This is a genomic window from Actinokineospora auranticolor (assembly GCF_041897805.1).
Taxonomy (GTDB): domain Bacteria; phylum Actinomycetota; class Actinomycetes; order Mycobacteriales; family Pseudonocardiaceae; genus Actinokineospora; species Actinokineospora auranticolor.
In genome coordinates this window covers 1,923,075-1,942,490 of record NZ_CP154825.1, presented here as the reverse complement: position 1 = coordinate 1,942,490, position 19,416 = coordinate 1,923,075, and the positions used below count along the sequence as shown (strand labels likewise).

19 protein-coding genes are annotated in these 19,416 nt (G+C 71.1%); 6 read left to right on the top strand and 13 right to left on the bottom strand.

Translation table 11 applies throughout. The features are described from left to right. Positions 1-48: 48 nt before the first annotated feature. A complete protein-coding gene (locus tag V5P93_RS09210; protein WP_104482345.1) occupies positions 49-1,443 on the top strand; it encodes a mycothione reductase in 1,395 nt (464 codons plus the stop codon). On the opposite strand, the gene V5P93_RS09205 is transcribed toward V5P93_RS09210, so the two are convergent. Beyond that, complete coding sequence (locus tag V5P93_RS09205; protein ID WP_245931650.1) at positions 1,436-2,590, bottom strand: MFS transporter; 1,155 nt, start codon at positions 2,588-2,590, stop codon at positions 1,436-1,438. The two genes, V5P93_RS09210 and V5P93_RS09205, sit on opposite strands and share 8 nt — an antisense overlap. Before the next feature lie 180 nt (positions 2,591-2,770). Here V5P93_RS09205 and V5P93_RS09200 point away from each other — a divergent pair, with 180 nt between their 5' ends. After that, positions 2,771-3,442 carry a FadR/GntR family transcriptional regulator gene (locus V5P93_RS09200; RefSeq protein WP_181043815.1) on the top strand — a complete coding sequence of 224 codons (672 nt, stop codon included), beginning with the start codon at positions 2,771-2,773 and terminating at the stop codon, positions 3,440-3,442. On the opposite strand, the gene V5P93_RS09195 is transcribed toward V5P93_RS09200, so the two are convergent. After that, a complete protein-coding gene (locus tag V5P93_RS09195; RefSeq protein WP_104482347.1) occupies positions 3,439-4,959 on the bottom strand; it encodes a cobyric acid synthase in 1,521 nt (506 codons plus the stop codon). The two genes, V5P93_RS09200 and V5P93_RS09195, sit on opposite strands and share 4 nt — an antisense overlap. A gap of 49 nt (positions 4,960-5,008) precedes the next feature. On the opposite strand from V5P93_RS09195, the gene V5P93_RS09190 reads away from it, so the two are divergent. After that, the gene (locus V5P93_RS09190; protein ID WP_104482381.1) at positions 5,009-5,731 is read left to right on the top strand and encodes a hypothetical protein; all 723 of its coding nucleotides are present in this window, start codon (positions 5,009-5,011) and stop codon (positions 5,729-5,731) included. Here V5P93_RS09190 and map read toward each other — a convergent pair. The 7 genes from map to dxr all read right to left on the bottom strand — a co-directional run bounded on the left by map (position 5,718) and on the right by dxr (position 15,115). Further along, a complete protein-coding gene (gene map / locus V5P93_RS09185) occupies positions 5,718-6,575 on the bottom strand; it encodes a type I methionyl aminopeptidase (protein ID WP_104482348.1) in 858 nt (285 codons plus the stop codon). The two genes, V5P93_RS09190 and map, sit on opposite strands and share 14 nt — an antisense overlap. 24 nt (positions 6,576-6,599) lie before the next feature. Continuing rightward, positions 6,600-8,402 carry a penicillin-binding transpeptidase domain-containing protein gene (locus V5P93_RS09180; RefSeq protein ID WP_104482349.1) on the bottom strand — a complete coding sequence of 601 codons (1,803 nt, stop codon included), beginning with the start codon at positions 8,400-8,402 and terminating at the stop codon, positions 6,600-6,602. Positions 8,403-8,438: 36 nt separating this feature from the next. After that, on the bottom strand, positions 8,439-10,442 hold the full coding sequence (locus V5P93_RS09175) for a tetratricopeptide repeat protein (protein ID WP_146108289.1): 2,004 nt from the start codon (positions 10,440-10,442) through the stop codon (positions 8,439-8,441). A 99-nt stretch (positions 10,443-10,541) separates the two neighbouring features. After that, on the bottom strand, positions 10,542-11,399 hold the full coding sequence (locus V5P93_RS09170) for a GNAT family N-acetyltransferase (RefSeq protein WP_181043816.1): 858 nt from the start codon (positions 11,397-11,399) through the stop codon (positions 10,542-10,544). A 44-nt stretch (positions 11,400-11,443) separates the two neighbouring features. Further along, positions 11,444-12,607: a flavodoxin-dependent (E)-4-hydroxy-3-methylbut-2-enyl-diphosphate synthase gene (ispG, locus tag V5P93_RS09165; RefSeq protein ID WP_104482352.1), complete on the bottom strand. Its 1,164-nt coding sequence runs from the start codon at positions 12,605-12,607 to the stop codon at positions 11,444-11,446. 17 nt (positions 12,608-12,624) lie between these two features. Then, a complete protein-coding gene (locus tag V5P93_RS09160) occupies positions 12,625-13,842 on the bottom strand; it encodes an RIP metalloprotease (protein WP_104482353.1) in 1,218 nt (405 codons plus the stop codon). Between the two features lie 4 nt (positions 13,843-13,846). Then, the gene (gene dxr / locus V5P93_RS09155; RefSeq protein WP_181043817.1) at positions 13,847-15,115 is read right to left on the bottom strand and encodes a 1-deoxy-D-xylulose-5-phosphate reductoisomerase; all 1,269 of its coding nucleotides are present in this window, start codon (positions 15,113-15,115) and stop codon (positions 13,847-13,849) included. Positions 15,116-15,323: 208 nt separating this feature from the next. Between dxr and V5P93_RS09150 the strand changes: the two genes are divergently transcribed. The 3 genes from V5P93_RS09150 to V5P93_RS09140 all read left to right on the top strand — a co-directional run bounded on the left by V5P93_RS09150 (position 15,324) and on the right by V5P93_RS09140 (position 16,744). Beyond that, positions 15,324-15,596, top strand: a complete 273-nt coding sequence (locus tag V5P93_RS09150) for a GlsB/YeaQ/YmgE family stress response membrane protein (RefSeq protein WP_104482354.1) — start codon at positions 15,324-15,326, stop codon at positions 15,594-15,596. A gap of 110 nt (positions 15,597-15,706) precedes the next feature. Then, a complete protein-coding gene (locus tag V5P93_RS09145; RefSeq protein ID WP_104482355.1) occupies positions 15,707-15,976 on the top strand; it encodes a DUF2631 domain-containing protein in 270 nt (89 codons plus the stop codon). A gap of 279 nt (positions 15,977-16,255) precedes the next feature. Continuing rightward, positions 16,256-16,744, top strand: a complete 489-nt coding sequence (locus V5P93_RS09140; protein WP_104482356.1) for a carbonic anhydrase — start codon at positions 16,256-16,258, stop codon at positions 16,742-16,744. A 120-nt stretch (positions 16,745-16,864) separates the two neighbouring features. Here the strand turns inward: V5P93_RS09140 and V5P93_RS09135 are convergent, their stop codons facing one another. The 4 genes from V5P93_RS09135 to V5P93_RS09120 all read right to left on the bottom strand — a co-directional run bounded on the left by V5P93_RS09135 (position 16,865) and on the right by V5P93_RS09120 (position 19,270). After that, positions 16,865-17,296: a type II toxin-antitoxin system VapC family toxin gene (locus V5P93_RS09135; protein WP_104482357.1), complete on the bottom strand. Its 432-nt coding sequence runs from the start codon at positions 17,294-17,296 to the stop codon at positions 16,865-16,867. Continuing rightward, a complete protein-coding gene (locus V5P93_RS09130) occupies positions 17,293-17,538 on the bottom strand; it encodes an Arc family DNA-binding protein (protein ID WP_104482358.1) in 246 nt (81 codons plus the stop codon). Before V5P93_RS09130 ends, V5P93_RS09135 begins: the two co-directional genes overlap by 4 nt. 64 nt (positions 17,539-17,602) lie before the next feature. Further along, complete coding sequence (rlmN, locus tag V5P93_RS09125) at positions 17,603-18,709, bottom strand: 23S rRNA (adenine(2503)-C(2))-methyltransferase RlmN (RefSeq protein WP_104482359.1); 1,107 nt, start codon at positions 18,707-18,709, stop codon at positions 17,603-17,605. Between the two features lie 36 nt (positions 18,710-18,745). After that, positions 18,746-19,270, bottom strand: a complete 525-nt coding sequence (locus tag V5P93_RS09120; RefSeq protein ID WP_146108290.1) for a hypothetical protein — start codon at positions 19,268-19,270, stop codon at positions 18,746-18,748. Between the last annotated feature and the right edge of the window lie 146 nt (positions 19,271-19,416).

Sequence of the window (19,416 nt, the reverse complement as noted above, 5' to 3'; positions counted from 1 at the left end):
CGGCCGGTCCGGGAATGCGGTGTCCCGGATTTGGGGTTGGATGGCGGTGTGGCCCACTACGACCTGGTGATCATCGGTACCGGCTCCGGGAACTCGCTGCTCGACCCGCGGTTCGCGGGCCTGCGCGTCGCGCTGGTCGAGCGCGGGGTGTTCGGCGGGACGTGCCTGAACGTCGGGTGCATCCCGACGAAGATGTTCGTGCACGCCGCCGACCTGGCCGCCGTACCGTCCACCTCGTCCCGGTTGGGGGTGGACACCACGTTGGACGGTGTCCGGTGGACCGACGTCCGCGACCGGATCTTCGGCCGGATCGACCCGATCGCCGCCGGGGGTCGTGAGTACCGGCAGCAGCACCCGGACAACGCGAACGTCACCGTCTACCTCGGTTCGGCCAGGTTCACCGGTCCGCGCGCGCTGACGGTCACGCCGAACGACGGGTCACCGGTCGAGGAACTGACCGCGGACCGGGTCGTGCTGGCCGCCGGGGGCCGCGCGGTCGTTCCGGACATCCCGGGACTGACCGAGGTGGACTTCCACACCAGCGACACCGTGATGCGTTTGGACGAACTGCCGCGCAGCATGGTCATCCTCGGTGGCGGGTTCGTGGCCGCCGAGTTCGCGCACGTGTTCTCCGCGTTCGGCGTGGCGGTCACCGTGGTCAACCGGTCCGACCGGCTGCTGCGCGCCGAGGACCGCGACGTCAGCCTGCGGTTCACCGAGCTGGCCCGGGAGCGCTGGGACGTGCGGCTGGAGCGCAAGGCGGTCCGCGTCGAACGCGCGGGCGCGGGTGTGCGGCTGCACCTGGAGGGCCCTGGCGGCGCCGAGTCCGTCGAGGCGGACTCGCTGCTCGTGGCGACCGGCCGGGTCCCGAACTCCGACCAGCTCGACGTCGCCGCGGGTGGGATCGAGGTCGCGCCGAGCGGTCACGTGCTGGTCGACCAGTACCAGCGGACCACGGCGGAAGGCGTGTGGGCGCTGGGCGACATCTCCTCGCCGTACGAGCTCAAGCACGTGGCCAACCACGAGGCCCGGGTCGTGCAGCACAACCTGCTGCACCCGGACGAGCCGATCGCGTCGGACCACCGGTTCGTGCCGCACGCGGTGTTCACCTCGCCGCAGATCGCGTCCGTCGGGGTCACCGAGCAGGAAGCCGAGGAGCGCGGGCTGCGCTGGGTCAGCGCGACCCAGGCCTACGGCGGCATCGCCTACGGCTGGGCGATGGAGGACACCACCGGGTTCGCCAAGGTCATTGCCGACCCGGACACGGGTCTGCTGCTCGGCGCGCACATCATCGGCCCGCAGGCGCCGACGGTGATCCAGCCGCTGATCCAGGCCATGAGCTTCGGCTTGGACGCCCGCTCGATGGCCCGGGGCCAGTACTGGATCCACCCGGGCATGCCGGAGGTCGTCGAGAACGCCCTGCTGAACCTCCCGCTCAGCTAGACCGCACGGTGCCGGGACGGCCCGCGGCCCAGCCGAAACAGGCCTGCACCGCGAGCACGACGAGGACCAGGACCAGCGACGTCGTCCAGCCGCCGGTCAGGCCGCGCAGCAGGCCGAAGAGGAACGGGCCGAGCGCGCCGATGAGGTAGCCCGCGCTCTGCGTCATGGCCGAGAGCGCGGCGGTGTCGGCCGGGTCGCCGGTGCGCAGCGCGATGAGGGTGATGGCCAGCGGGAACACGCCGCCCATGCCGAAGCCGATCAGCAGCGTCCAGAGCAGCGGGGCGGCCGAGGGCGCGGCGAGCAGGCCCGCGATCCCAGCGGCGCCGAGTGCCGTGGTCAGCACGATGACGACGGACTGGGACCGGGCCCGGACCGCGAGCGGGGGCAGCAGGAGGCCTAGCGGGACGCCGAAGAGGCTGGTGATCGCCAAGTGGACACCGGCGGTGGTGCGGTCGACGCCCGCGTCGATCAGCACCTCGGGCAACCAGCCCATGACGACGTAGGCGAACAGCGCCTGCAGACCGAAGAACACGGTCACCGTCCAAGCGAGGCGGTCGCGCAGCAACGACCCGACCGGACGCGGCGGTGCCGCCGCCACCGCCCCCGGCGCGTGCCGCGCGCCCAGCGACCAAGCGGCGAGCGCGGCGGCCCCGAGCAGCGCCCACGCGCCCAGCGCCATCCGCCAGTCGCCCAGGGCGTCGGAGAGCGGTGCGGAGACGGCCGCGCCGAGACCGCCACCCGCGGACAGGGAGGCCATGTAGACGCCGGTCATCAGACCGAGGCGGTTCGGGAACGACTGCTTGACCACGACCGGCAGCAGCACGTTGCCCACCGCGATGCCCGCGCACGCCACCAGCGTGCCGCCCAGCACCGCGGCGGACGCGAAGGCCCCGTGGCCGAGCACCCGCAGCAGGAGGCCGACCGTGATCAGGACCAGCGCCGAACCGACGGCCCGAGCCAGGCCGAACCGGGCGCCCAGCCAGGGCGCGACCACCCCGGCCACGCCGAAGCAGACCACCGGGACGGCGGTCAACGCGCTGGCCCAGGCGTGGCCCGCGCCAACCGAGGTGCGGACCTCCTCCAGCAGGGGTGCCAGACTGGTGACGGCGGGCCGGAGATTCGCCGCCGCCAAGGCCACCCCGAACACCAGCGCCGTGCTGCCGATCAGGGCAGTGGTTCGGGCACTGTTTCCGGTCGAGTGCGTCGAGTGTGTCCCACGTGACGGTGTCGACGTGGCAATCTTGACGTCCTCGGTGTTCCGCCCGTGGTGGATCGCCATAGTCTCAAGTATCGCAAACATAGGATGTTTGGCTGAAAGGATGGCGCTGTGCCGCTGGCCACTACCCGGCGTTCCGGCCTCGTCGACCAGGTGATCGAGCAGATGCGCTCGGCCATCTCAACCTCCGAGTGGAAGGTCGGCGAGCGCATCCCGACCGAGCCAGAACTGGTGAACGCCCTCGGTGTCGGGCGCAACACCGTGCGCGAGGCGGTCCGCGCGCTCTCGCACGCGGGCCTGCTGGAGGTGCGCCAGGGCGACGGCACCTTCGTGCGCGCCACCAGCGAGTTCTCCGGCGCGGTGCGCAGGCTCGCGGGCACCGAGCTGCGCGACGTGCTCCAGGTCCGCCGCACCCTCGAGGTGGAGGGCGCGCGGCTGGCCGCCGCCCACCGCACCGAGGAGGAGCTCGCGGAGCTGACCGGGCTGCTCGACGCGCGTGACCGGTCCATGACCGCCAAGGACTACGACCTCGGCGTCGACCAAGACGCCCAGTTCCACCTGGCGGTCGTGCGCTGCTCGCACAACCCCCTGCTCGCCGAGCTGTACCAGGGGCTCACCGAGGTGGTGCGCGCCTCGGTCGCCAGCACGGTCAGCACGAAACCGAACCTGGCGACCCTGGACCACCAGGGCCTGCTGGAGGCGATCCGCGCGCAGGACACCGAACGCGCCGCCGCCGAGGCGGGCGGGTTCCTCGACGAGCTGCTGGCCGACCTGGACGATTAGTCCGCGCCTGGCGAGAGCAGGCGGGGATTCGCGGGTGGTCCGTGGTCGATGAGTCGCTGGACCGCGTCCGTGTCCAGGTGGTCGGCGACCAGGTCGCCCAGCAGGTCGAGCTGCGCGGCGCGCGCGGCGGCGAAGTCGGTGTCCGGCGCCGGGCGGAATCCGGACCGGTCGGCGAGACCGGCCGCCCACGCCAGCAGGGCGCGGCGCACGCCGTCGTTCTCCAGGAGTCCGTGCCAGTGCGTGCCCAGGACCGGACCGTCGACCGCGCCTTCCGACCTACCGTCGGCCAAAGCGACCAATCCGGGTAGGCCGTTGCGCACCACCCGGCCGTGGTGGATCTCGTAGCCCGTGGCGTCCTCGCCGAACGCCGTGCCCACCGGGCGGTCGAGCGTCTTCGCCGCGGCGAACTCGATGTCGACGTCGAGCAGGCCCAGCCCGTCGACGGCACCCGCGCCGGACTCGACGCGGTCATCGATGCGGCGGCCGAGCATCTGGAAGCCGCCGCAGATCCCCAGCACCGGCAGCCCCGCGGCGGCGTGCGCGGTGACGGCGTCCGCCAAACCGGTGCGCCGCAGCCACGCCAGGTCGTCCACAGTGGACTTGGAGCCGGGCAGCACGACCAGGTCCGCGTCGGCCAGCCGTGACGGCTCGGTGACGAACCGCACCGACACCCCCGGCTCGCAGGCCAACGCCTCGACGTCCGTGGCGTTGGAAACCCGCGGCAGCCGCACTACGGCCACTCTCAGCCACTGCGTACCCACCGGGGGTGCGGGACGGCCGACTACGCCATCCGCGGTGTACGAGAGAGTGTCCTCGGCGTCGAGCCACAGTTCCTCCCGCCACGGCAGGACACCCAGGACGTCACGTCCGGTAAGAGCGCGCAGTTGGCGCAACCCGGGCTCCAACAGCGCCGGGTCGCCACGGAACTTGTTGATGACGAAGCCGCTAATCAACGCCTGGTCGGCGGCATCGAGCAACGCGAGCGTTCCGTAGAGGTGCGCGAAGACGCCACCCCGGTCGATGTCGCCCACTACGAGCACGGGTAGGTCCGCCGCGCGCGCCAAGCCCATGTTGGCGATGTCGTTCGCGCGCAGGTTGATCTCGGTGGGCGAGCCCGCGCCTTCGCAGATCACGACCTCGTAGTCCGCGCGGAGGTCCTTGAGCGTGGCCAAGACCACGTCCATCAGCTCCGCCTTGCGCCGGCGGTAGGACAGCGCGGTCGCGGTACCGGTCGGTTTGCCCAGGACCACGACCTGGGAGCTGCGGTCGGAGCCCGGTTTGAGCAGGACCGGGTTGAACCGCACGCTCGGCTCCAGACCGCACGCGGCGGCCTGCACGGCCTGCGCACGGCCTATCTCCCCGCCATCACCGGTTACCACTGAGTTGTTCGACATGTTCTGCGCCTTGAAGGGCGCCACGGCCACCCCGCGGCGCGCCAACCAGCGACAAAGCCCGGCGACCAGGACGCTCTTGCCCGCGTCCGAGGTCGTCCCGGCGACCAGCAGGGCCCCGGCCATCGCACCCACCCCCTCCCGTGATCCCCCGCGCACTGCCATCATCGCCGTTATGCCCGTCGCACCCATCACCGCCGTCCTGGTGCACAGTCCCTTCCTCGGACCAGCCACCCTGCGCCCGCTCGCGGACGAACTCGCCACGCTCGGCCTCCCCACGGTCCTGCTGGACCTGCAGCCCAGCGTCGCCGCGCCACCGGTGCACCAGCGGATGATCGGGGCCTTCGCCGACGCGGTCTCCGACACCGTGCTCGAAGAGCCCACCATGACCACCGGACCGCTGATGCTCATCGGCCACAGCGCCGCCGGTCCGCTGCTGCCCGCGTTCGCCGACGACCTCGAGGGCGAGGTCCACGGCCTGCTCTACCTCGACGCCGACCTGCCCACCCCCGGCCAGAGCTGGCGCGACACCGTGGCGCCCGAGCGCTACGCCGAGTTCCGCGACCGGAGCCGCGACGGCCTGCTGCCGCGCTGGACCCAGTGGTCCGACGACGACCCGCTGGTCCCCGTGACCGACCCCGTGCTGCGCGCCGACATCACCGACGAGGCGCCGGAGGTGCCGCTGGCGTTCCTCAAGGAGACCCGGCCGGTGGTCGACTGGTCCGGCCCGTCCGGCTACGTCGCGCTGTCGGCCGAGCACCGCGCGGACGCGGTCAAGGCGGGTGCGGACGGCTGGCCGGTGCGCGAACTGGACCTGCACCACCTGGCCTGCGCGACCGACCCGGAGCCGGTCGCGCGGGCCGTGCTGGAGGTGCTGCTGGCGCTCAGGGGAGAGTGAGGACCTCGGCACCGCTGTCGGTGACGACCAGCGTGTGCTCGAACTGGGCGGTCCACGACTTGTCCTTGGTCGTGGCCGTCCAGTCGTCGGCCCACATGTCGTAGTCGATGCCCCCGAGGGTGATCATCGGCTCGATGGTGAAGGTCATGCCGGTCTCGATGACGTTCTTGTCGGTCAGGTCCTCGTAGTGCAGCACGACGAGTCCACTGTGGAACGACCGGCCGATGCCGTGGCCGGTGAACGCGCGCACCACGCCGTAGTCGAAGCGCTTGGCGTACTTCTCGATCACCCGGCCGATGACGTTGAACGGCCTGCCCGGGCGCACCGCGGCGATGGCCCGCATGGTGGCCTCGTGGGTGCGCTCGACCAGCAGCCGGGCCTCCTCGCGCACGTCACCGGCCAGGAACGTGGCGTTGGTGTCGCCGTGCACGCCGCCGATGAAGGCGGTGACGTCGATGTTGACGATGTCGCCGTCCTCGATCACCGTCGAGTCCGGGATGCCGTGGCAGATCACCTCGTTGAGCGACACGCAGCACGACTTGGGGTAGCCGCGGTAGCCCAGCGTCGACGGGTAGGCGCGGTGGTCGAGCAGGAACTCGTGCACCACGGCGTCGATGTCGTCGGTGGTGGCGCCCGGCTTGACCGCCTTGCCGCCCTCCTGCAGCGCCTGCGCCGCGATCTTGCTCGCCACCCGCATCGCCTCGATGATCTCCGGCGGCTGCACCCACGGGTCGGTGTTCTTCGCGGGCGCGGGGCGGTCCACGTACTCGGGCCGGACGATGGTGGACGGCACGACCCGGCGCGGAGACTGCTTCCCGGGCGTCAACAGGGCACGAACGGACATGGGGTCCACCCTACGACCCCCGGTCTACCCCATGGCCGCCAGGAACCTCCCGGTCGCCTGCGTGGCGGATCCGGACTGGCCCGCGTCGGTGATCAGGACCGCGAACGCGAGATCGCCGCGGTAGCCGACGAACCACCCGTGCGAGTGCGTGCCGTCACCGAACTGCGCGGTGCCGGTCTTGCCGCGCACGTCCCCGTAGGCGCGCAGGGAGCCCGCGGTGCCGCCGGTGACGACCTCGGCCATCATCGTGCGCACGCCGTCGAGGACCGCGCCGGGCACCGGGTCGGGGGTGGTGTCGCTCTTGGTCTGGGTGTCGCGGACCAGCACCGGCTTGGGCACCGCGCCGGAGGCGACGGTGGCCGCCACCACGGCCATGCCGAACGGGCTGGCCACCACCTTGCCCTGGCCGAAGCCGTCCTCGGCGCGCTCGACCTTCGCCGTGGCCTCGGGCACCGAACCGGTGATGGTGGTGACGCCGGGGAGCACGTAGTCGACGCCGAGGCCGAGGTTCTTGGCCATCTTGGTCAGGTCGTCCGGCCCCATCTGCACGGCGAGTTCGGCGAAGGTGGTGTTGCAGGAGAACGCGAACGCGCTGCGCAGCGGGATGACGCCCTTGTCGAACTTGTTGCTGTTGGGGATCACCCGGCCGTCGATGGTGGTGGTGCCGGGGCAGCCGAGCGGGGTGTCGGCGGTCGCCTTGCCCGAGGCCAGCGCCTCGGCCGCGGTGACGATCTTGAAGGTGGAGCCGGGCGGGTAGCGGCCGGTCAGCGCGAGGGTGCCCTGCTTGTCGGCGGCCTCGTTCTGCGCGACGGCCAGCACGTCACCGGTCGACGGCTGGATCGCCACCACCATCGCGGGCGTGGCCTCGCCCGCGATGGCCGCCTGCGCGGCGTTCTGCGCCTTGCTGCTCATCGCGAGCCGGACGGCCTTGGCGGGCTCGGCGGGCTTGGCGTAGAGCTCCTCGGCCTCGGCGCCGGTGCTGTCGACGGTGTAGACCCGCCACCCGGCCTTGCCCTTGACCTGCTCCTCCACCAGCTTCCGCACGGCGGGCAGCAGCGTCGGGGCGAACTTGCGGTCGGTGGCCAGCAGCCGCGACTCGGAGGTGAAGCGGACGCCCTGCAGGTCGTAGATCTGGGCCCGGACCTTCTGGTAGTCGCCGTCGCGCAGCAGGATTACCTGGTAGGCCTGCCCGTTGGACTTGTTCGCGCCGTCGACGATGCCCTGGGCCGTGATCGTCGGGTCGATGCCCTTGAGCGCGGTGGCCAGCTGACCGGCGACGGCGTTCGCGTCCCCGGCCTTGGCGGGCTCGAACAGCACGGAGATGACCCGCTCCGGCTGGAGCACGGCCGTCCCGTCGCGGTCGAGGATGGGGGCCAGCGAGGCCTCCGCGTCCTGCACGGCCAGCCCCTGCTGGGCGCCGAGCTTGGGGTGCAGGACGGTCGGCTCCCAGTGCACCTTCCAGGTGTCCTCCTGCTTGCGCAGGTCGAAGCCGCTGGGATAGGTCCACTGGCGCCCCCGCCCCAGGTCCCAGGTGATCTCGAAACTGGCGTGCGCGTCCCCCTGCCCGGGCGTGTCGACCTTGGTGACCTGCGCCATCACGGTCGCGGGCTTGAGCGCCCCCCGCGCCTTGTCCATGAGCGCCTTGGCCGCCTCGACGGCATCGGTCTGCCCGGACGCGGTGTTGGTGTCACCCCCCGCGAACGCCGCGACGAACTGCCGCGCCGCGTCCTCGGGCCCGGGCTCGGAGCCGAGAGTGCACGAGGCCAGCGGCACCGCCGTGACCAGCGCCAACAACAACGCAACGGGGCGACGAAGAGTGGAACGCACGGCCCGCAGTATGCCTGCCCGGACGCCAGAAGGGGGTTAACTTCGCACCTCGCGCCCGAATCGTCCGGGCATGATCACAGTCTTCACCAGCGCTTCGCGCACCTGCCCGGCCTCCGGTCGCCCCAGGTACTCGAAGACGGCAGTGGCCTGGCACCACGCCTCGATCGCCTCCCGCTTCCGACCGAGCGCGAGGTGCGACAAGCCGATCTGGAAGAACACCTGGGCCGCGTAGTAGCCATCCCCCAGCGCCACGTCCAACTCCAAGGAGGCCGCGTAGTGCGCGAACGCCTGGTCATACCGCCTCAGCGAATGCCATGCGGTGCCGACCGCCCGCCGCGTCAAGGCGATCCCCTCCTGGTTGCCGACCTGGCGGAACAGCTCCAGGGCGACGGCGCCGTACACGATCGATTCCGCCGCGTTGCCCAGGCGAACCGCGTTCCAGCTGATCCGGCTGAGCGCACCGGCCCGCAGGTTCGTGTCGCCCACCGCCTCCGCCAGTGCGAGGGCACGGCGGATGTCCGACTCGGCGGCGGTGTGCCTGCCACGCACCCGGTGCGTGGCGCACCGGGCCATCAGCGAACCCGCTTCCGCAGCCGCGTCACCTGACGCGTTGAAGAGGTGGACCGCCCGGTCGTGCAGGCTCTGCGCCTCGGTGAAGCGCCAGGCGTCGACCAGGGTCTGGCCCAGCAGGAGGCTGATCTCCGCCTCCGCGTACTGGTCACCGATGGCCCGAGCCGACGCCAAGGCGACACGCTGGGTGGCCTCGCAATCCTGGTGGTGGCTGAACCGGCGCAGGTAGGTGGACGTCACCCAGGCCAGTTGCCAGGCGTGCCGGTGGAAACCGAACCTCGCCGCGTGCGCCACCGCCCCCACCAGCACGTGCTGCTCCGACACGCACCAACGCACTGCGGATTCGTAGTCCTGCGGCTCCCGGACGACGGCCCCGGGCCTTGGCGGGAGCGGATCCCGGCGCAGCCGGTGCGGGCTCAGTACCCGGTCGGCAGCCGCTGTCGTGTGCAGGTAGTGATCGAGGAGGCGTTCTACCGGGAGCTGCTGCTCGTCCACCACCAGGCACTCGCGGGCGTATTCGCTGAGCAGGTCGTGGAGGCGGTACCGGCCGGGTAAGTGCTCCTCAAGCAAGTTCGCCCTGGTCAGTTCGCCCAGCACGCCCCTGGTCCAGCCAGGTGCCTCACCCATCAGGGACACGACAGCCGGGAAGCCGATATCGGCACCCGGCGTGGCGCCCAGCAACCGGAACATCTGCTGCGCCGAAGGCGACAACGCCTGGTACGACCAGGAGAACACCGACCTGACCGTGGTTCCGGGGTCGCCGGTGTCGAGCACATCGAGACGGCGCCGCTCAGTGCGCAGTTCGGCCACCAGCGCGCTCAACGGGAACGACGTGCGTTCCGCCGCCCGACCGGCCGCGACCGCGAGCGCCAAGGGAAGCCCGCCGCATTGCGCGGCCAGGCCGGACAGCGCACTCGCGTCCGCGGGGCCACCAAGCCTGCCCGCTATGAGTGACTTCGCGTCCCTGCTGCCCAAGTGCGAGAGACCGATGCGGCGAACACCGAGAACGATCAGCCCCGTGAGTTCAGCCCGGCTGGTGACGACCGCCGCGCACCGGGATCCGGCGGGTAGTAGGTCGCGGACCTGGTCGACGTCCCTGGCGTTGTCGAGCACGACCAGGACCTGCTTGACCGCGGTCACACTCCGGTAGAGGCCGACCTGGGCGTCGTAGGAGTCCGGTATCCGCTCCGGTGGGACACCCAGCCCGTGGAGGAAGCCCCGAACCGCCTCCCCCGAGGTCATCGGCGGATGCACCGGATCGAAGCCGCGCAGGTTGACGTGGAGCTGACCATCGGGGAAGCGATCGGCGACGGAGTGCGCCCAGTACAGGCTGAGCGTGGTCTTCCCGATTCCCGCGGTGCCGCAGACCAGCGCCGTGCCGCCGGGCACATCGAGCACTTCGTTCAACTCGGCGAGTTCGACGTCGCGACCTACGAGAGCGGTCGCGCACCTCGGCAGTTGCCTAGGCATACCGACACCCACCCGCGCCTCTTGCGGGTGGATGTTGACCACCTGCGCTTGCACCGCAGAACCGTGCACGGTCCCCCGGAGCTCGTTACTCGACATCGCCTAGAAAAGAACCGTCGCGTATTGGCCGACCTGGGTGAAGCCGATCCTGTCATACACCGCCCTGGCCGGGGCGTTGTATCCGTTCACATACAGGCTCGCCGTCCGGCCCATCCCGGCCACCAAGCGCTGGGCTACGGCGGCGGTGCCCCCCGCGCCGTAGCCGTGGCCGCGGTGGTCCGGGGATACCCAGACGCCCTGGATCTGGCCCACCTGGCTCGACAGCGCCCCGATCTCGGCCTTGAACACGACCTCGCCGCCCTCGAACCTCGCGAAGGCCCGGCCCCCCGAGATCAGCTCAGCGACCCGCGCGCGGTAGCCGGCGCCGCCGTCGCCCACGCAGGGGTCGATGCCGACCTCTTCGATGAACATCCGGATCGCCGCGGGCAGGTAGCGGTCCAGCTCGTCCGGCCGCACCTGGCGCACCTGGGGGTCCGGGGTCACCAGCGGCGTCGTGGAGATCGACATCAGCGGCTGGTCGTCTCGGACCTCGCGGGCCGGGCCCCAGTCGTTCTCCAGTTCGGCCCACAGGCCGAGGACCTGTTCGGCCGGGCCGACCATCGACGAGCACATCCGCCGCCGCCGGAGGGCGCGGTCGGCGAAGGCGCGCAGGGCGGAGCGCTTGCCGCGCAAGGGGACCAGGTTGGGTCCGGCGAAGCAGAGGGCGTCGATCCGGCCCACGGTGCGCAGGCCGCGCAGGTCGCAGCCCCACAGCTCACCGCCGAGCCGCCACGGGTCCAGGCCCGCCGACTCGACCCGGGCGGCGACCATGCAGGACGCCACCGGGTCGGCGGTGAGCACAGCGCGCACCGCCTGACCGTCACGCTCATCGAGCAGCCGCGCTCCGGCTAGCCGCAACACCTCTTAAGCGTGCCAGAAAGCGCGCCGCGCGGAAAACGGAACGCTCAGCCCATCGCCACTACGGTGGGCGCGCCTTCCTCGCCGTCGATGGGTTCGCCCATCTCCTCGGCCAGGCGCATGGCCTCTTCGATCAGGGTCTCCACGATCGCGTGCTCGGGGACGGTCTTGATGACCTCGCCCTTGACGAAGATCTGGCCCTTGCCGTTGCCGGAGGCCACACCCAGGTCGGCTTCGCGGGCCTCACCCGGTCCGTTGACGACGCAGCCCATGACCGCGACCCGCAGCGGCACGGTCATGCCCTCCAGCCCGGCGGTGACCTCGTCAGCCAGCTTGTAGACGTCGACCTGCGCGCGCCCGCAGGACGGGCAGGACACGATCTCCAGCTTGCGCGGCTTGAGGTTGAGCGACTGCAGGATCTGCAGCCCGACCTTGACCTCCTCGACCGGCGGCGCCGAGAGCGAGACCCGGATCGTGTCGCCGATGCCCTGCCGCAGCAGCGCCCCGAACGCCACCGCCGACTTGATCGTGCCCTGGAACGCCGGGCCCGCCTCGGTGACGCCGAGGTGCAGCGGGTAGTCGCACTGCTCGGCCAGCAGCTCGTAGGCGCGCACCATGACCACCGGGTCGTTGTGCTTGACCGAGATCTTGATGTCGTGGAAGTCGTGCTCGGCGAACAGCGACGCCTCCCACATGGCCGACTCGGCCAGCGCCTCCGGGGTCGCCTTGCCGTACTTGGCCATCAACCGCGGGTCCAACGACCCCGCGTTGACGCCGATCCGGATCGGGGTGCCCCGGTCACGGGCGGCGTGGGCGATCTCCTTGACCTGGTCGTCGAACTTGCGGATGTTGCCCGGGTTGACCCGGACCGCCGCGCACCCGGCGTCGATCGCGGCGAAGACGTACTTGGGCTGGAAGTGGATGTCGGCGATCACCGGGATCTGCGACTTGCGCGCGATCGCCGCCAACGCCTCCGCGTCGTCCTGCGACGGGCAGGCGACCCGGACGATGTCGCAGCCGGACGCGGTCAGCTCCGCGATCTGCTGGAGCGTGGCGTTGACGTCGGCGGTCACGGTGGTGGTCATCGACTGGACCGAGATCGGATGGTCGCTGCCCACACCCACGGACCCCACCTGGAGCTGGCGGGTCTTGCGCCGCGGTGCGAGCACCGGCGGCGGGGCGGTGGGCATACCGAGCATGACGTCGGTCATGGAGACCTCTCTGGAACCTAGGGCAGTCGGATCGGGTTGACGATGTCGGCGGTGACGGTGAGCAGCACGACCGCGCCGCCGAGGACCACGAGCACCATGGTGATGCCCGCGAGCTTGTTGTAGTCGACGGGCCCCGCCGGGGCCTTGCCCCGCGCGCGCCGCAGGGCGTCGCGGATCTTCTCGTAGAAGATGATGGCGATGTGCCCGCCGTCGAGCGGCAGCAGCGGCAGCAGGTTGAACACGCCGACGAAGAAGTTCAGCGCGGCCAGCACGAAGACGAAGATCTCCCAGATGCCCTGCTCGGCGGCGTCCGCGCCGATGATGCTGGCGCCGACCACGCTGACCGGCCGCTCCGGGTCGTTCTCGCCGCCGATGGCGCGGATGACGGCGGGGATCTTCTCCGGGAACTTCATCAGGCCCTGCCAGGTGCTGACGAACATCTCCCCGGTGAACTCGACCGTGGCGGGGACGGCGGCCAGCGCGCTGTACTGGGTCATCGCCCCGCGCTCGATGCCGATGGCGCCGACCTCGACGGGCTTGTTGTCCTTGCCCGCGGCGGCACCCGCCTCCAACCGCTGCACAGTGCGCACATCGATGCTCACGGTGCGTTCCGCGCCGTCGTGCTCGATGACGAAGTCGGTCGGGCCGCGCAGCGCGCGGATCTTGACGACGAGGTCGTTCCAGTCCTGGATCTTCTGCCCCTGGACGCTGACGATCCGGTCGCCCGCGACGACGCCCGCGGCGGCCGCCGGGGAGGCGTCGGCGGCGGTGCAGTCGGCCACCTTCAGCGTCTTGGGGTCCTGGGTGGCCGCGGCGCAGGAGGTGTTGCCGACGACCGCGTGCCCGACCACCGCGGTGGGCAGGCCCATGGTGACGGCCATCAGGTACAGGATGATGAAGCCGAGCAGGAAGTGCGTGATGGAGCCCGCGGACATCACGATCACGCGCTTCCACGCGGCGAAGCGCCACATCGCGCGCGGCGCCTCCTCCGCGGTGACCTGGTCGAGGGCGGTCATGCCCGCGATGTCGCAGAAGCCACCGGCCGGGATCGCCTTGAGGCCGTACTCGGTCTCGCCGCGGCGGAAGGAGAACAGGGTGGGCCCGAAGCCGATGAAGTACCGGCGGACGCGCATGCCGAACCACTTGGCGGTGAGCATGTGCCCGGCCTCGTGCAGGGCGACCGACAAGCAGATCCCCAACGCGAAGAGCACGAGCCCCAGGAGCCAGTAGAACACCAGATCAGTCCCTTCCCAGCCCCGCCGGATCACGCGGGACGGCAGTCACAGCGAGGAGTTCCCGCGCGCGGGCGCGGGCCCAGTGCTCGGCCGCGAGCACTTCCTCGACGTCGCGCGGCGCGGCGTGCCAGGCAGCCGCGTCGTCGAGCACCCGACTGACAGTGTCCACGATGACTGTGAAGGTGGTGTCGCCTCGCAGGAAGGCCGCGACGGCCTCCTCGTTCGCGGCGTTGAACACCGCGGGCAGGCAGCCCCCGGTCTCGCCTGCCGCCCTGGCCAGCCGGACCGCGGGGAAGGTGTCGTGGTCCAGCGGCTCGAAGGTCCACTGGGTGGCCCGGCTCCAGTCGCACGGGCGGGACGCGCCGGGCACCCGGTCCGGCCAGGCCAGGGCCAGCGCGATGGGCAGCCGCATGTCCGGCGGGCTGGCCTGGGCCAGGGTGGAGCCGTCGGTGAAGGTGACCATCGAGTGCACGACGGACTGGGGGTGCACCACGACGTCGACCCGGTCGTAGGGGACGCCGAAGAGCAGGTGGGCCTCGATCAGCTCCAGCGCCTTGTTGACCAGGGTCGCCGAGTTGATGGTGATGACCGGGCCCATCGCCCAGGTCGGGTGGGCCAGGGCCTGCTCGGCGGTGACCCCTTCGAGCTCCGCGCGGACGCGGCCGCGGAAGGGGCCGCCGGAGGCCGTGAGCACCAGGCGGTCGACCTCGTCGGCCCGGCCGCCGCGCAGGGCCTGGGCCATGGCGGAGTGCTCGGAGTCGACCGGGACGAGCTGCCCCGGCTTGGCCGCGGCGAGCACGAGGTCGCCACCGGCGACCAGGGACTCCTTGTTGGCCAGGGCCAGGGTGGCGCCGGTGGCCAGGGCCTTGAGGGTGGGGGTCAGGCCGCGCGAGCCGGTGATGGCGTTGAGCACGACGTCGGCCGGGACGGCCTCGATGAGGTCGGTGACCGCGTCCGGGCCGGTGAAGATCCGGGGCACGGCGAACTCGCCCCTGGCGTAGCCGGCGCGCTGGGCGGCGGCGTAGAGGGCGAGTTGGAGGTCCTCGGCGGCGGTGGACCTGGTCACCGCGACGGCCCGCACCCCGAAGCGCAGCGCCTGGTCGGCCAGCAGCGCGGGGTCGGAGCCGCCCGCGGCCAGACCCGCCACGGTGAACCGGTCGGGGTTGGCGGACACGAGGTCGAGCGCCTGGGTGCCGACCGATCCGGTGGAGCCGAGCACGAGCAGTGAGCGCCGGGGACCGCCCGGCGCGGGGGATGCACTCATCGACGCCATTGTTCCCGATCCGTGGATACGGACTGCAACCACCAGGGGGTGAAGTCGGGACCGGACGTTCCACCCACCGTGTCAACCACTCCCCCGAACGGCGCAACCCGAAAAAAGTTCCGCTCCTAACGAGTGAAATCGACGAAGTCAGGGAACTTCTCCGGCAGCACGGTAGGACCGCCCGGGCAAAAGGGCGGTCATGAGGAAGGAGCTTTCGATGGGCATTCTCGGCTGGATCGTTCTCGGTTTGGTCGCCGGCCTCATCGCCAAGGCCATCATGCCTGGTAGCGACCCGGGCGGCATCATCGTCACGATCCTGATCGGCATTGTCGGCGCGATTCTCGGCGGCTTCATCGGCAACGCGATCTTCGGCGGCGGGCTCGGCAACTTCTTCGACCTCCGCACCTGGCTGCTGGCCATTCTCGGCTCGGTGATCCTGCTCGCGATCTACCGGGCGGTCACCGGCCGGGGCCGCAGGGCACGCGTATGACGTGGGCGTGACCAGCCCCACCCTGAGGCGCCGTGGACACCCACGGCGCCTCAGGTGTGCCAGGGGTGTGGAAGGATTGGCCCGCAGGGACCGAACAGCCAGGAGGAACAGTGGCCAACACGGAGCTGGAGAAGCGGAAGACCACCGCGGCGGGCACCGTGAGCCCCGCGGAGGAGCCGTCGGCGGAGTGGGGCTGGCACGGGTCGTTCCCCAAGGCCACCCTGATTGCGGGCGTGCTCGTCGGCATCGCGATGTTCTTCATGCTGATCGGCAACCACACCGGTCACACCGAGGACCTCTGGCTGATCGGGGTCGGCGTGGTGCTGCTCGGCGGCGTGGGCTGGAAGGTCCACCGCAACCGCACCTCTTGGCGGCGCTAGCGCAAACGAGCAGCCCGTCCGGGGGTTACTGCTCGCTCAACTGGTGGTCGTCTGTTGCGGGTGTGCGCAGGTGACCACTTGGCTGTGGTCCATGCCACCCCACTACCTCCAGCCGTTCTGGCCCTCGCGCCGAACCCGGCTGTTCGACGAGGCGTGTCCGGTGGCCGCCCGGGTCTGATCCCGACCCGCGCGGCCGTGCCGTCAGGTATGCCATCCCGGCGTCCTCCCGACGGTGTGCCACCGGGATGGTCCGATTCCGACACCCCCGGAGAGACCATCATGTCCGTCACGGACGAACTGCTCGCCAACAACGCCACCTACGCCGAGTCCTTCACCGGTCCGCTGCCGCTGCCGCCCGCCAAGCAGGTCGCGGTGGTGGCGTGCATGGACGCGCGGATCAACGTCTACGGGGTCCTCGGCCTCAACGAGGGCGATGCCCACGTCATCCGCAACGCCGGTGGCGTGGTGACCGAGGACGAGATCCGCTCGCTGGCGATCAGCCAGCGACTGCTCGGCACCCGCGAGGTCATCCTGATCCACCACACCGACTGCGGCATGCTCACCTTCTCCGACAAGGACTTCCGCGACGGCATCCGCGACGAGACCGGCGTGCGCCCCGCGTGGTCGGCGGAGGCGTTCGACGACCTCGACGTGGACGTGCGGCAGTCGATCGCCCGGATCAAGGCCAGCCCGTTCATCCCGCACACCGACCAGGTCCGCGGCTTCGTGTTCGACGTCGCCACCGGAAAGCTCAACGAAGTGGCGTGAGCCCCCGACGGGGACGCGCCCCGCGCGCGTCCCCACGGGCATGATCTCGGGGTGCCCCTCGGACGCCGCACGGACAACGCCACCGCGATCGCGATCAGGATCGGTTGATCCCGGACAAGGTCACCGTCGCGGGTCGTCCAGCCACGGGTTCGCGAGCGTGACCCCGGTGCCCACGAAGTCCTTTGTGTTGCGAGTGGCAAGGCGCGCGCCGTAGCGCAAGCAGATGGCAGCGATCTGCGCATCCGCCATGCTGACCGGGCGACCAGCGTGCTCTCGCGCGGCGGCGATCACCCCGTACCGCTGAGCCGCCACTTCGTCGAACGGCAGGACGCGGTCGCGGAAGTCCTCGGCCAGCAACTCGGAGACCTTCCGGAGCAACACTTCCCGCCGTTGCCCGGCGGGCAACCTCGCCGCACCGTAAGCGAGTTCGGCGGCCGACACGGCGGTGATGAACACCTCGTCGGCCGAGTAGTGGTCCACCCACCGGACGACGGCGTCATCCGGACTGTGCCGCATCAGCTCGGATACGACGTTGGTGTCCAAGACGATCACTCGGGCAGCTCCACGATCCGCGCGGGCTCATCCCGCGCAGGCAGGTCGAACGACGCGTCGTCCAGATCGCTGAACCGCTGCCGGATCCGCGACCCCATCCCGGGCCCGGGCGCGAGCTCGACCAACACCTCGGCCAGGATCGCGCGCACCTCGGCCTCCATCGAGCGACCGTGCTCAGCGGCGCGAACCCGCAGCTTGGCCTTCAGAGCCTCGTCCACGTCGCGAATCGTCAGAGTAGCCACGTCACACCTCCGTACTTGCGTGCATGCACAGCTTGCATGCACGCATGCAATGCTGTCAATGCTGTCAGCCCTCGGCGGCGAGCTGGCCGCAGGCGGCGGCGATCTCCTGCCCCCGGGTGTCGCGGACCGTGCACTCCACGCCCTGGTCCTTCACCCGCCGGACGAACTCGCGCTCGACCGGTTTCGGGGACGCGTCCCACTTCGAGCCCGGAGTCGGGTTGAGCGGGATGACGTTGACGTGCGCCAGCTGACCCAGGTGCTTGCGCAGCAGCTTGCCGAGCAGGTCCGCGCGCCACGGCTGGTCGTTGATGTCGCGGATCAGGGCGTACTCGATCGACACTCGGCGGCCCGTGCGGTCGGCGTAGGCGCGGGCGGATTCCAGGACCTCGGCGACCTTCCACCGCGTGTTGACCGGCACCAGCGTGTCCCGCAGCTCGTCGTCGGGGGTGTGCAGGGACACCGCCAGCCGGACGTGCAGACCCTCTTCGGTCATCTTCCGGATCGCGGGCACCAACCCGACCGTCGACACCGTCACCGACCGCTGGGAGATGCCGAGGCCGTCCGGCGCCGGGTCGCAGATGCGGTGCACCGCGTCGATCACCCGGCGGTAGTTGGCGAGCGGCTCGCCCATGCCCATGAACACGATGTTGGACAGCCTGCCCGGCTCCCCCAGCTCCCCGTCGCGGACCGCCGCGGCGGCCAGGCGGACCTGGTCGACGATCTCGGCCGTCGACAGGTTCCGCTGGAGCCCGCCCTGGCCGGTGGCGCAGAACGGGCAGGCCATGCCGCACCCGGCCTGACTCGACACGCACAGGGTGACGCGGTCCGGGTAGCGCATCAGGACGCTCTCCAGCAGCGTGCCGTCGTGCGCGCGCCACAGGGTCTTGCGGGTGTCGCCGTCGTCGCAGGCCACGTGGCGGACCGTGGTGAGCAGGGGCGGCAGCAGGGCCTCGACCAGGCGGTCGCGGGTGGCCGCCGGGATGTCGGTCATCGCGGCGGGGTCGGCGGTCAGGCGGCCGAAGTAGTGGTTCGCGAGCTGGTTGGCCCGGAACGGCTTCTCCCCCAGTTCGGCGACCGCGGCCCGGCGCTCATCGGCGGACAGGTCGGCGAGGTGCCGCGGCGGCAGGCCGCGGCGGGGCGCATCGAACACGAGGGGGAGTGAAGTAGTCATGGCGACCCCATTCTCCCACGACCCGGGAGCGGGCCGTCAGCGCGTGGTGGTGGGCGTCGCGCCGATCTCCACGCAGGTGGGGGCGAACGGGGCGGCCGCGACGAGTTCGTCGGGCAGGTCGGCGGCACCGACCAGCTCCACCGAGTGCTGCAGCGGCGGCAGCCCCTCGGACAGCCGGTTGACCGCCGCGCCGTAGGCCTCCTCGGTCGGCGGGTTCGCGGACTCCATCCGGCTCTTGGCCTGACCGACGGCGTCGCGGGCCTCGGTGACGTTCTTGGTCAGCTCCTTGATCATCGGTTCGACCGCGGGCGCGGGCGCGTCCTTCAGCTCCCGCAGGTCGCCGAGAACCGCGTCGAGCAGGCCGACCAGCCGCCCGGTCATGTCGAGGAACTGGCGCCGGAAGACGGTCAGGTTCGTGGTGTTCGTCGGCGCCTGCACGGAGTCGCCGACGTTGATCATCCGCTTGGACATGGTGCAGAAGCGGTTCATCCAGCGCACCTCGGGCGTGCCGGACTTCGGCTTCGGCTTGGTCGTCTTCGGCGGCCTCGTGGTCTCCGTCACCGACTGCGTTGTGGTCCCCGCCCCCCTGGCGGCCACCGGCAACCCCTCCACCGGCTTGGCGCAACCGGCCACGACCAGCAGCAACACGGATCCGAGCAGTACTCCCCTGACTGCACCCATGGACCTGAGACGCGCGCCGGTCGCCG